Origin of the sequence: Geomonas diazotrophica (assembly GCF_018919385.1) — a bacterium.
Classification (GTDB): Bacteria; Desulfobacterota; Desulfuromonadia; order Geobacterales; family Geobacteraceae; genus Geomonas; species Geomonas diazotrophica.
In genome coordinates this window covers 22,727-34,816 of the sequence record NZ_JAHLMF010000003.1, presented here as the reverse complement: position 1 = coordinate 34,816, position 12,090 = coordinate 22,727, and the positions used below count along the sequence as shown (strand labels likewise).

General features: G+C 63.5%; 9 protein-coding genes. All 9 read left to right on the top strand.

Features of this window, described 5'->3' with window-relative positions; genetic code table 11:
- The first annotated feature begins 9 nt into the window (after positions 1 to 9).
- On the top strand, positions 10 to 468 hold the full coding sequence (locus tag KOM00_RS03750; RefSeq protein ID WP_216497705.1) for an NUDIX domain-containing protein: 459 nt from the start codon (positions 10 to 12) through the stop codon (positions 466 to 468).
- 176 nt (positions 469 to 644) lie between these two features.
- On the top strand, positions 645 to 1,784 hold the full coding sequence (locus tag KOM00_RS03745; protein ID WP_216497499.1) for a hypothetical protein: 1,140 nt from the start codon (positions 645 to 647) through the stop codon (positions 1,782 to 1,784).
- Between the two features lie 157 nt (positions 1,785 to 1,941).
- Positions 1,942 to 3,318, top strand: coding sequence for an argininosuccinate lyase (gene argH / locus KOM00_RS03740; RefSeq protein WP_216497498.1), 1,377 nt, complete (start codon positions 1,942 to 1,944; stop codon positions 3,316 to 3,318).
- Between the two features lie 3 nt (positions 3,319 to 3,321).
- Positions 3,322 to 4,092 (top strand): fibronectin type III domain-containing protein, encoded by a 771-nt coding sequence (locus KOM00_RS03735; protein WP_216497497.1) that lies wholly within the window; start codon positions 3,322 to 3,324, stop codon positions 4,090 to 4,092.
- Between the two features lie 89 nt (positions 4,093 to 4,181).
- Positions 4,182 to 4,469: an Asp-tRNA(Asn)/Glu-tRNA(Gln) amidotransferase subunit GatC gene (gene gatC / locus KOM00_RS03730; protein ID WP_216497496.1), complete on the top strand. Its 288-nt coding sequence runs from the start codon at positions 4,182 to 4,184 to the stop codon at positions 4,467 to 4,469.
- 64 nt (positions 4,470 to 4,533) lie between these two features.
- Positions 4,534 to 5,991 carry an Asp-tRNA(Asn)/Glu-tRNA(Gln) amidotransferase subunit GatA gene (gene gatA, locus KOM00_RS03725; RefSeq protein ID WP_216497495.1) on the top strand — a complete coding sequence of 486 codons (1,458 nt, stop codon included), beginning with the start codon at positions 4,534 to 4,536 and terminating at the stop codon, positions 5,989 to 5,991.
- 172 nt (positions 5,992 to 6,163) lie between these two features.
- Complete coding sequence (gatB, locus tag KOM00_RS03720) at positions 6,164 to 7,603, top strand: Asp-tRNA(Asn)/Glu-tRNA(Gln) amidotransferase subunit GatB (RefSeq protein ID WP_216497494.1); 1,440 nt, start codon at positions 6,164 to 6,166, stop codon at positions 7,601 to 7,603.
- 171 nt (positions 7,604 to 7,774) lie between these two features.
- Positions 7,775 to 8,815, top strand: a complete 1,041-nt coding sequence (mtnA, locus tag KOM00_RS03715) for an S-methyl-5-thioribose-1-phosphate isomerase (protein WP_216497493.1) — start codon at positions 7,775 to 7,777, stop codon at positions 8,813 to 8,815.
- Positions 8,812 to 12,027, top strand: coding sequence for a bifunctional [glutamate--ammonia ligase]-adenylyl-L-tyrosine phosphorylase/[glutamate--ammonia-ligase] adenylyltransferase (gene glnE / locus KOM00_RS03710; RefSeq protein WP_236026736.1), 3,216 nt, complete (start codon positions 8,812 to 8,814; stop codon positions 12,025 to 12,027). Before mtnA ends, glnE begins: the two co-directional genes overlap by 4 nt.
- The last annotated feature ends 63 nt before the right edge of the window (positions 12,028 to 12,090 follow it).

Genomic DNA, 12,090 nt, shown 5'->3' with positions numbered 1-12,090 from the left:
TCCGCTTATATGGAGCAAAACGGTTTCAAGGCCAGCCACATAGTCACCTCGGTGGTCGCCGTCATCATCGACACCGACGGCCGTGTGCTCCTCACCAAGAGGAACATCCCCCCCTTCCAGGGGGAGTGGGTGATGCCCGGCGGCAAGATCGACCTGGGCGAGCCTATCGTGGCGGCGCTCAAGCGCGAGGTCTGGGAAGAGGTGGGCCTCGAGGTGGAAGTGGGGAATCTCATCGACGTGTTCGAGCACGTGACGCCGGGGGAGGCCAACTACCACTTCATCATCATCTACTACCGCTGCACGCCGCTTTTCTGCGACGTGAACCACAACCAGGACGAAGTGGCCGAGGCGCGCTGGGTCGAGCCGGACGAGCTGCCCGACTACAAGATCCCCGCCGGCGCCCGCTTCATCCTGACGAAGATCTTTGAAACAGACAAAGATAAAGACAAAGACAAAGAAAAAGACTAAGGGGAATTGAAAAACGGTCGAGGTTGCCGGCCTTCTTTATCTTAATCTCAGTCTTAATCTCTAATTTGATCTTTGAAACAGACAAGGATAAAGATAAAGACTAAGGGGCTTGGAAAACGGTCGAGGTTGCCGGCCTTCTTTATCTTCATCTCAGTCTTAATCTCTCATTGGTGTCTATGGTCAAGATCGTCGAGAAACACGTCCAGCTCGATTTCCCTCTGGGTCATCACCTGCACTGCCTCATCGCGCAGATCCCGAACCGGCTGCAGCGCCGCGAACACCTGTTTTCCCTGGTGAACGCGGAGGAGCAGTGGCACATGGTGCGGAGTGTTCTCGACCTGGTGGCCGACGGCGCCGGAAACCTGAAGCGGCTGCACTTCCTGATGTTCCCGGAGACGTCGGTCCCGCTTTCCCGCTTCGACGACCTGCTCGGCATGATCGGGGAGCGCTTCCGCAGCAACACGGTGACCATGTTCGGCATGGAGCAGGTCCGGCTGGAGCAGTACCGGGCGCTCTTGACCCGCTTCCGGGAGGACAACGCCGAGGCGCTGGACTGCGTGGAGCGCGACATCGACTCCGGAGACATCCTCGGGATGCCGGTCAACTGGTGCTGCATCGCCATCAAGGAGACCAGCGGCCGCCTGCGGGTCTTCCTGGAGGCCAAGACGCACCCCTTCCGCGGCGAGGAGTTCCTGGACAAGGACCACGACCTGTACCGCGGACGCCACTTCTACCTGTTCCGCGGCGAACCGGCCTGCTTCAACTTCATGGCGATCATCTGTCTTGATTACCTGTACCGGGACCTCTACTCGTCCAACATCAAGCAAATCATCGATCACGCCAACCGGCTCTTCTTCACCATGAGGCAGTCGCTGGACGCCCTCTTCGTGATCCAGTGCAACCCCAAGCCGGAGCACGGCGCTTACCGGGACGCACTGAGCGGCTTCTACGGCGAGTACCTGGAGGACACCCCGGGTGTGCGCGAGACGGTGACCGTCTTCGGCAACTGCTCCGACGAGAGCGAAATCGAAGGGGTGCGCTGCCAGAGCTGCTACGGGGTATCGTTCGTGGCCATCAGCGCGCGCCACAAGATGTCCCCCTTCCAGGACCGGGAGTTCGCCAGCGACGACTTCGACGGCGCACCGGTCTGCCGCTTGAGGTTCGGCACCGGCACCAGGCTTTACTACTTCAACCTGCCGCTCTCCCACGAGCTCGACCCGAGAAGCTCTCGGGTCCCCTTGAAGGTGCACACGGTGCTGCGCTGGACCGACGAGGGGTGGATCAAGGCAGGCGACGGCGAGGGGCAGGTTCTTTAAAGCATTCAACGCAAAGCCCCGGAGGAGCAGGGACGCCAAGTAAAAAACTGTACCGGGTAAAAAACCCAACTTTTCTCTTTGCGCCTTCGCGCCCTGGCGTCTTTGCATTAAAGAAGTTGCAGTTCTACAAAAAATCAGCAGCAGGAGACCGAAAAACATGTCCAAAGACAAACTGTGGGGTGGGCGTTTCACCCAGCCCACCGACAAGTTCGTAGAAGAGTTCACCGCCTCCATAAACTTCGACAAGCGCCTGTACCACCAGGACATCCGCGGCTCCATCGCCCACGCTACCATGCTGGGCAAGCAGGGGATCATCCCGGTAAAGGACGTCGAGGAGATCGTGCACGGTCTCAGGGAGATCCTGGATAAGATCGAGGCGGGGAACTTCGACTTCTCGGTCTCCCTGGAAGACATCCACATGAACATCGAGGCGCGCCTCTCCGAGAAGATCGGCGACGCGGGCAAGAGGCTGCATACCGGCCGCTCCCGCAACGACCAGGTGGCGCTGGACATCCGCCTCTACCTCAGGGACGAGCTGGTGGAGATCTCCGCCTACATCGACCTCTTGATCGACGCCCTCATCTACCAGGCGGAGCAGAACCTCGGCGTCATCATGCCGGGCTTCACCCACCTGCAGACCGCGCAGCCGATCCTCTTCTCGCACCACATGATGGCCTACCACGAGATGCTCAAGCGTGACAAGGGGCGCATGGAGGACTGCCTGAAGCGCACCAACGTGATGCCGCTTGGCGCCGGCGCACTGGCCGGGACCACCTTCCCCATCGACCGCGAGCACGTGGCGGAACTGCTCGACTTCCCCGAGGTGACCAGGAACTCCCTCGACTCGGTCTCGGACCGCGACTTCGCCATCGAGTTCTGCGCGGCCTCCTCGATCCTGATGATGCACCTCTCCCGTTTCGCGGAGGAGCTGATCCTTTGGTCCACCAGCGAGTTCAAGTTCGTCGACCTCTCCGACTCCTTCTGCACCGGCTCCTCCATCATGCCGCAGAAGAAGAACCCGGACGTCCCGGAACTGGTGCGCGGCAAGACCGGCCGGGTCTACGGCAACCTGATGTCGCTCCTCACCCTGATGAAGTCGCTGCCGCTGGCCTACAACAAGGACATGCAGGAGGACAAGGAGCCGCTGTTCGACACCATCGACACCGTCAAGGGATCGCTGAAGATCTTCGCGGACATGGTGCGCGAGATGAAGGTGAACGAGGCGCGTATGAAGACCGCCGCGGCCGCCGGGTTCTCCACCGCGACCGACGTGGCCGACTACCTGGTCAGGAAGGGTATCCCGTTCCGCGACGCCCACGAGATCGTCGGCAAGGCGGTGCGCTACTGCATCGAGAACGAGATGGACATCCCGGAGCTCTCTCTGGCCGAGTGGCAGATCTTCTCCGGGCGTATCGAGGACGACATCTTCGGCTCCATCACCCTGGAAGCCTCGGTCAACGCACGCAGGGCCACCGGCGGCACCGCGCTCGAGTGCGTCAAGGCCGAGATCGCACGCGCCAAGGAAGGGCGTTAAGCCGTGGCGACCGCACGCAGGTTCCTCCCCCCCCTGTTCCTGGCCGCCTCGCTCGCGCTTTTGCCGGGCTGCGGCAAGCGGGGCCAGCTCATCCCCCCCGAGGCGCTGGTCCCGGCGCCGATCGCAACGCTGGCCGCTGCCCAGAAGGGGGGCGAGCTCCAGGTGAGCTGGTCCGGCCCGGGCAAGCAGGAAAAGGGGGGCAAGCTGGAAGACCTTGCCGGCTTTTTGCTCTACCGGCGCGACGTGCTTCCTCCGGCGCAGGACTGCGAGGAGTGCCCGAACGCGTACAAGCAGCTGGCGCTGGTCGATCTCGACCTTCCCCAAGGGGTGCGCCAGGTGGGGAGCCTCTGGATCTACGACGACTTCGACCTGAAAAAGGGGCAGACCTACCAGTACAAGGTGCGCTCCTTCACCAAAAGCGGCGCGCAGAGCAAGGACTCCAACAAGGTGCGGCGCACTGCGGTCACCCCTCCCCTCCCCCCGGTGCTGGAGGCGGCGGGCTCCCCCAACGAGGTGACGCTGAGCTTCGTGGGACTCCCCCCGGAACAGGGAAGCGCTGCCGGCTACAACGTGTATCGGAGCAAAAAGGGGGAGCCGATGCCGCTCGCCCCGCTCAACAAGGCGCCGCTGGCCGGCAACACCTACCAGGACAGGGAGGTGATCCTGGGGATCACCTACAGCTACGCCGTGACCAGCGTCGCGGCCATCGACAGCCAAAACGTCGAGAGCGCGCCGTCCAACGTCGTGGAGGCGGGGCTGGTACTCCCGGACTAGCTCCCGTTGCCTTTTTAGACCGTTCATGATAATAACCGGGGACACTTTTAACGTCAGGACGCCCCGTCAGGGGCGCATTTGGAGCAGGTATGAAGATCACGAGAAGTGAGGTGGAGCACGTAGCAAGGCTTGCCCGACTGGAGCTTTCCGACAGCGAGCTGGACACCTTCACCGGACAGATGGACGGCATCCTTGCCTACGTGGAAAAGCTGAACGCACTGGATACCGACGGCATCGTACCGACCTCGCACGCGGTGCCGATGGAGAACGCCTTCCGCCCCGACCAGCCCGCCGACTCGATCGGCGTGGAAGCCGCCCTCGCCAACGCGCCGCAGCGCGCGGAGAGCTTCTTCAGGGTGCCCAAGGTCATTGAATAGTCGGACGTCTGACTGGTCCGACTATTCTGACTGGTCTGACACTACAAGATCGGAGTGTTTTGCAATGGAAATTTTCGACCTTACCATACATGAGCTGCACGAGAAGCTTAAGGCGAAGGAGGTCTCCTCCGTCGAGGCGACCCGCGCCATGCTGGAGCGCATCGAGGCGGTGGACGGCCAGGTGAACGCCTACATCACGGTGACGCCGGAGCAGGCGCTCGTCGAGGCGGAAGCGGCCGACCGGCGCATCGCCGCCGGCGACGTGGCACCCCTTACCGGCATCCCCGTCGGCCTGAAGGACATCTTCATCACCAAGGGGATCCGCACCACCTGCGGCTCCCGCATCCTGGAAAACTTCGTCCCCCCCTACGATGGCACCGCGGTCGCGAAGCTTAAGGAACAGGGCGCGGTCATCGTGGGCAAGCTGAACCAGGACGAGTTCGCCATGGGGAGCTCCAACGAGTCCTCCTACTTCGGCCCGGTGAAGAACCCCTGGAACCTGGAGTGCACCCCGGGGGGCTCCTCCGGCGGTTCGGCCGCCGCCATCGCCGCGCGCACCGCGACGGCGACCCTCGGCACCGACACCGGCGGTTCCATCCGCCAGCCGGCCTCCCACTGCTCCTGCGTCGGGCTCAAGCCCACCTACGGCCGGGTTTCCCGCTACGGCGTGATCGCCTACGCCTCCTCCCTGGACCAGGTCGGGCCGCTCACCCGCGACGTCACCGACGCGGCGCTCCTCCTGGGGGCCGTTGCCGGCTACGACCCCAAGGACTCCACCTCGGTCAACACCCCGGTCCCCGATTACGTCGCCGGCCTCGCAACCGGCGTCAAGGGGTTGAAGATCGGTCTCCCCAAGCAGTACTTCATCGAGGGGCTGGACCCGGACGTGAAACGCGCCATGGACGAGGCCATCGCCCTGTATAAAAGCCTGGGCGCCGAGCTGCGCGAGGTGAGCCTGCCGCATACCGAGTACGCCGTGGCCACCTACTACCTGATCGCCACCGCCGAGGCGAGCTCCAACCTGGCGCGCTACGACGGGGTCCGCTTCGGGCACCGCGCCGAGGATGTCCGGGGCCTCAAGGAGATGTTCGCCAAGACCCGCGCCGAGGGGTTCGGCTCCGAGGTGAAGAGAAGGATCATGCTGGGGACCTACGCCCTCTCCTCCGGTTACTACGACGCCTACTACGTCAAGGCCCAGAAGGTCAGGACCCTGATCATGCAGGACTTCCTGAACGCATTCCAGGAGGTGGACGTGCTGCTCACCCCGATCGCGCCGACGCCTCCCTTCAAGATCGGGGAGAAGCTGGCCGACCCGCTGCAGATGTACCTCTCCGACATCTTCACCATTCCGGTGAACCTGGCCGGTACCTGCGGCATCAGCATCCCCGCCGGCTTCAGCGCCGCCGGTCTTCCCATCGGCCTGCAGCTGATCGGCAAGCCCTTCGGTGAAGCGACCATCCTCTCCACCGCTTACGCGTTCGAGAGGGAGACCCAGTGGCACCTGAAGAAGGCGCCGCTGTAAAACCTAAAACCATTGGCCACGGAGAAAATCTGAGAACTTCGGAGCAAACCGTGACCAGAAGACTGTGAAGGCTTTGGGGTAACCCCGAAAGCTTTGTGTTTGGTTTTCTCAGATTTCCTCAGATTTTCTCCGTGGCTAACGGTTTACAGCCTTTCGGTTTTTTGGAGCTCATATGAAATATCAGGTTGTCATCGGGCTTGAGGTACACACCCAGCTCACCACCAACACCAAGATCTTCTGCGGCTGCTCGACCCGCTTCGGCGCCGAGCCGAACTCCCAGACCTGCCCGGTTTGCCTCGGCTTCCCGGGCGCCCTGCCGGTGCTCAACAAGCAGGTGGTGGAAAACGCCATCCTCGCCGGACTCGCCACCAACTGCTCTATCACGCAGAGAAACGTGTTCGCCCGCAAGAACTACTTCTACCCCGACCTCCCCAAGGGGTACCAGATCAGCCAGTTCGACCTCCCCATCTGCCAGCACGGGCACCTGGACATCGAGGTAGATGGCGAAAGGAAGCGGATCGGCATCACCCGCATCCACATGGAGGAGGACGCCGGCAAGCTGGTGCACGCCGACATCCCCGGGGTTGACGATTCCTGCGTCGACCTGAACCGCGCCTGCACGCCGCTTCTGGAGATCGTCTCCGAGCCGGACATGCGCTCCCCCGACGAGGCGATCGCGTATCTCAAGAAGCTGCACCAGATCGTCATGTACCTGGGCATCTGCGACGGCAACCTGGAGGAAGGGAGCTTCCGTTGCGACGCCAACGTCTCGCTGATGCCGGTCGGCTCGACCGTCTTCGGCACCCGCGCCGAGCTGAAGAACATCAACTCCTTCAAGTTCATCAAGCAGGCCATCGAATACGAGATCGAGCGCCAGGCCGAGATCCTCGACGACGGCGGCAAGGTGATCCAGGAAACCCGCCTCTTCGACCCGAACACCGGCACCACCCGCTCCATGCGCGGCAAGGAAGAGGCGCACGACTACCGCTACTTCCCGGACCCGGACCTGGTTCCGGTCCTGATCCCGGACCAGTGGATCGAGGACGTGCGCGCCACGCTGCCGGAGCTCCCGGAGGCGAAGCGCGCCCGCTACGTCGCCGAGCTGGGCCTTCCCGAGTACGACGCCGAGGTGCTGGTGTCGAGCCGCGAACTGGCCGCCTACTACGAGGAGACCGTCGCCCTCTTCCCGCAGGCGAAGACGGTATCCAACTGGGTCATGGGCGAGGTCTCCCGCGCGCTCAACGAGGACAACAACCGCTCCATAACCGATTGCCCGGTCACCCCGGCGCTTTTGGCCGACCTCCTGAAGCTGATGGAGAAAGGGACCATCTCCGGCAAGATCGCCAAGACCGTCTTCGACGAGATGTACAAGTCCGGCAAGGCGCCGGAGAAGATCGTCGAGGAGAAGGGGCTCGTGCAGGTTTCCGATACCGGCGCCATCGAGGCGATGGTTGACGAAGTGCTGAACAACAACCCGGCGCAGGTCGAACAGTACCGGGGCGGCAAGGAAACCGTCTTCGGCTTCTTCGTCGGCCAGGTAATGCGCGCCTCCAAAGGCAAGGCCAACCCCGCCGTGGTGAACGAGCTGCTCCTGAAAAAGCTCCAGGGGTAGGAAAGAAAGGCAAAAGCCAGAGGCTCAACGCAAAGTCGCAAAGGCGCTAAGGCGCCAAGAAAAACGAATCGAGGGTTTTCCCCCCAGATTCCCCTTTGCGACTTTGCGGCTCCGCGTCTTTGCGTTACAGAAGTTCGGTTTTTTTGAAGTTAGCAGTCAAACGAGGTGGATATGTCCTTCAGAACCATAGAGTGGCGCGACAACAAGGTGATCATGATAGACCAGACCCGGCTCCCCGCCGAGGAGGTCTACAACGAGTACACGGACTTCCAGGGGGTCGCCGAGGCGATCCGCGGCATGGTGGTCCGCGGCGCCCCGGCCATCGGCATCGCCGCCGCCATGGGGGTGGCGCTCGGCGCTCGCGAGATCATCGCGGACAGCTTCGACACCTTCTACCGCCAACTCGAGAACGTCTGCGAGGTCCTGGGGCGCACCCGCCCCACGGCGGTCAACCTGTTCTGGGGGCTGGAGCGGATGAAACGGGTCGCGCTGCAGCACAAGGAACTCGACCTCAACTCCATCCGCGAGATCCTGAAGGCCGAGGCGATCAGCATCGAGGCGGAAGACCTCGCCATCTGCAAGGAGATCGGCCGCCACGGTGCCGCCCTGGTCAAGGAGGGAGCTGCCATCCTCACCCACTGCAACGCGGGAGGCCTGGCCACAGCCGGCTACGGCACCGCGCTCGGCGTGATCCGCGGCGCCCACGAGGCGGGCAAGAACATCCACGTCTTTGCCGACGAGACCCGCCCCTGGCTCCAGGGCGCACGCCTCACCGCCTGGGAACTGATGAAGGACTCCATCCCGGTGACCCTCATCTCCGACAACATGGCCGGCTGGCTTATGAAGAGCGGACAGATCGACTTCTGCGTGGTCGGCGCCGACCGCATCGCCGCCAACGGCGACACCGCCAACAAGATCGGGACCTACAGCGTCGCCGTTCTCGCCAAGGAGAACCGGATCCCGTTCTACGTGGCCGCGCCGATATCCACCCTCGACCTGAAGCTCGCCAACGGCGACCTGATCCCCATCGAGGAGCGGAGTTCCGAGGAGGTCACCAAGGTGCAGGGGGTCACCATCGCACCCGAAGGCGTCAAGGTCAGAAACCCCGCCTTCGACGTCACCCCCGCCCGCTACATCACCGGCATCATCACCGAAAAAGGGGTGGTGCGCGGCGACTACGAGACGGAGCTGAAGGCACTGGTCGGGCTATGAGCCGCCTTTCCGACCTGGCCGCGCTGCTTCTGTCCGCGCTTTCGGAGCCGGACAAAGGGGACTTGTCCCACCAGTTGGAACAGGTCGGGTTCAGCTATGGCGCGCGGTCGGTGGAAAACCTGAGGCTCCTCTCCGAGGTGCTGCCCGGCGAGCGCCTGGTCGAACTGGCGCTCTCCGCACTCGCCACCCCGCTCCCCGACATGGCGCTGAACGGCTTCGAGCGCATCAGCACCGTGGTGCCGCGCGAGGTCCTGCTGGAGATCTGCTCCCGCCGCGCGCTCACCGCCCAGTTGATGAACATCTGCGGCTCCTCCCCGTTTCTCACCAACATCATCTGCCGTGATCCTTCCTACCTGCAGCACCTCTTCATCGAGCGCGATATCATGCGGCGCCGCAGCGAGGACGAGATGCTGCAGGCCCTGCGCGAGCGCGTCCCGCAGGGAACCTGCTACGCCGACCTCTTCCCCCACCTGCGCCGCTTCAAGTACGCCGAGATGCTCCGCATCGCCGCACGCGACCTGAACGGCCTGGCCACGCTCGAGGAGGTGACCGGCGAACTGTCCTCGCTCGCTGCGGCCACGCTGCAGCTCGCCTACGAGGCCGCCTTTGCCCAACTGGTGCAGGAACACGGCACGCCGATGGAGGACAGCCCTGACGGACGGATCCCGGCGGAATTCACCATCATCGGCATGGGCAAGTTCGGCGGCAGGGAGCTCAATTTCTCCTCCGACATCGACCTGATCTACTTCTACTCCTCCGACAAGGGGGAGTGCACGGGCATCCCCGACGGCCGGGGCGGGTTCAAGGGCAAGCTCTCGCTGCACACCTTCTTCGTCAAGCTGGCCGAAATGGTGAGCCGCGCGATCTCCCAGGTTACCGAGGACGGTTTCGTGTTCCGGGTCGACATGGGGCTTAGGCCCGACGGCAAGGCGGGGGACCTCGCCAGCTCCATGCGCTCCGCCGAGGTCTACTACGAGGCGTGGGGACAGTCCTGGGAGCGCGCCGCCATGATGAAGGCGCGCCCCGTCGCCGGTTCCATCGAGCTGGGGGAGAGGATCCTCGCGGCGCTCACCCCGTTCATCTACCGCCGCTATCTCGATTACAACCTGATCGAGGACATGATGGCGATGAAGAAGAAGATCGACGCCTCCCTGGCCAGGAACCAGGAGGGGGAGGTCAACATCAAGCTCGGGCGGGGCGGCATCCGTGAGATCGAGTTCTTCATCCAGGCGCTGCAGCTGGTCTACGCCGGCAAGAACCCGCACCTGCGCGAGCGCAATTCCCTGAGGGCCCTGCAGACCCTCTACCAGGCGCGCATCATCAAGGAAGCCGACTGCACCGCCCTTTCCGACGCCTACCGCTTCCTGCGCACCGTCGAGCACCGGATCCAGGTGGTCCAGGAGCGGCAGACCCACGCCCTACCCCGAAAGGATGAGGAACTGCGCGCGCTGGCACGGCGCTGCGGCTACCTCAGGAAGGACGGGATGGACAGGTTCCGGGAAACCCTGGAGGGGCACCGGCGCGCCGTCTCCGCCATCTACGGGGATTTGTTCCTGTCGCGCGACGAGAAGATCAAGGAGGAGGTACTCCCCGAGGTACACTTCTTCTTCGACCACAACGCCGACCCGGACCTCATCAAGGACATGCTCGAGGAGCGTCACTTCGAGCACCCCGACGCCGCCTACCAGAACCTCCTGGTGCTGCGCGACGGCCCCGCCAAGGCGAACCTGACCGAACAGGGAAGGCGCACCCTGGAGAAGATCGCCCCGCTGTTCCTGCAGGAGGTGTTCAGCTCCCCCGACCCGGACCTCGCGCTGGCCAACCTGGAGCGGTTCCTCTCCTCGCAGAGAACCCGCTCCTCCATCTACGCCCTCCTGGCCGAGAACCGGGACATCCTGAAGCTCCTCACCTCGATGTTCGGCATGTCCGAGTTCCTCTCCAAGATCTTCATCGGTCACCCGGAACTCTTGGACAGCATGACCACGCGCGGCTATGCCTACCTGCAGAAAGAGCGCGCCGCCATGGCCAAGGAACTGGACGACTTCATCACCCAGGCCGACTGCTTCGAAGAGCAGCTGGACGCGATGCGGAGCTACCGCCACGAGGAGTTCCTGCGCATCGGCATGAACGACATCTACGGCAAGATGAAGCAGCCCGAGGTGGCCCAGCAGTTGACCGATCTGGCCGACGTGACCCTCGCCGCGGCCTGCTGCATAGCGACCGGAGAGCTGGCCCGCTTCGGACGCCCCATGGTGGTCAACGAAGACGGCACCAGGCACGAGGCGGCCTTCGCCATCGTGGCCATGGGGAAACTGGGAGGCTTCGAGCTTAACTACCACTCCGACCTGGACGTCATCTACATCTACGACGGGCAGGGGTTCACCGACGGCGAGAAGAGCATCACCAACCGCGAGTATTTCGCCAAGCTCGGGCAGAAGATCATCCTGGTGCTGACCACCCAGACGCGCGAAGGGTACGCCTACAAGATCGACACCAGGCTGCGTCCCTCGGGGAACGCCGGCCCCCTGGTCACCTCGCTGGAATCCTTCCAGAGCTACCACGCCACCGAGGCGCAGATCTGGGAGCGCCAGGCGCTCACCAAGGCGCGGGTCACCTACGGCGACCCCCGTCTGAAGGAAAAGGTGGAAAAGGTCATCGAGCAGACGGTGTACGGCTCCAGCGCCGACGACTCGGTGCGCAAGGAGATCCACCGCCTCAGGATGCGCATGGAGAACGAGCTCGCCAAGGAGTCGACCGGGAGCTACAACATCAAGACCGGTCGCGGCGGCATGGTCGACGTCGAGTTCATCATCCAGTTCCTGCAGCTCAGGTACGGCTGCGAGCACCGCGAGATCCGCGGCTCCAACACCCTGGAAGCAATGGACGCCATGCGCATGCTCGGCCACATTTCCGAGCCCGATTTCCAGTCCCTGGCGGAAGGTTACCGCTTCCTGCGCCGCCTGGAGAACCGGCTGAGGATCATCCACGACTACTCGATGAACGACCTGGGGGGGCCGCTCAAGTACCTGAACAAGCTGGCGCGACGGCTCGGCTACGACCCGATGCTGAAGAACCCGGGGCAGGCGCTCATGGCCGATTACGAGCGGGTCACCGAGGCGGTGCGCGAGGTGTACGGCAGGATCCTGGGAGACGAGACGCAGGTGCAGGCGCCTTCCGAATCCGCCAGCGCCGAGCCGGTTGACAACGCGTAGGGGCGAATAATCATTCGCCCAGCCCCGCCCCTCATCTCTGCAGCTGTTGAACGCCAGGCACCG

What these genes read in the sequence shown, in the direction of transcription:
- mtnA (WP_216497493.1), top strand. Translation starts at nt 7,775, where the DNA reads ATGTCCTTCAGAACCATAGAGTGGCGCGACAACAAGGTGATCATGATA.
- KOM00_RS03750 (WP_216497705.1), top strand. Translation starts at nt 10, where the DNA reads ATGGAGCAAAACGGTTTCAAGGCCAGCCACATAGTCACCTCGGTGGTC.
- argH (WP_216497498.1), top strand. Translation starts at nt 1,942, where the DNA reads ATGTCCAAAGACAAACTGTGGGGTGGGCGTTTCACCCAGCCCACCGAC.
- gatC (WP_216497496.1), top strand. Translation starts at nt 4,182, where the DNA reads ATGAAGATCACGAGAAGTGAGGTGGAGCACGTAGCAAGGCTTGCCCGA.
- glnE (WP_236026736.1), top strand. Translation starts at nt 8,812, where the DNA reads ATGAGCCGCCTTTCCGACCTGGCCGCGCTGCTTCTGTCCGCGCTTTCG.
- gatA (WP_216497495.1), top strand. Translation starts at nt 4,534, where the DNA reads ATGGAAATTTTCGACCTTACCATACATGAGCTGCACGAGAAGCTTAAG.
- KOM00_RS03745 (WP_216497499.1), top strand. Translation starts at nt 645, where the DNA reads ATGGTCAAGATCGTCGAGAAACACGTCCAGCTCGATTTCCCTCTGGGT.
- gatB (WP_216497494.1), top strand. Translation starts at nt 6,164, where the DNA reads ATGAAATATCAGGTTGTCATCGGGCTTGAGGTACACACCCAGCTCACC.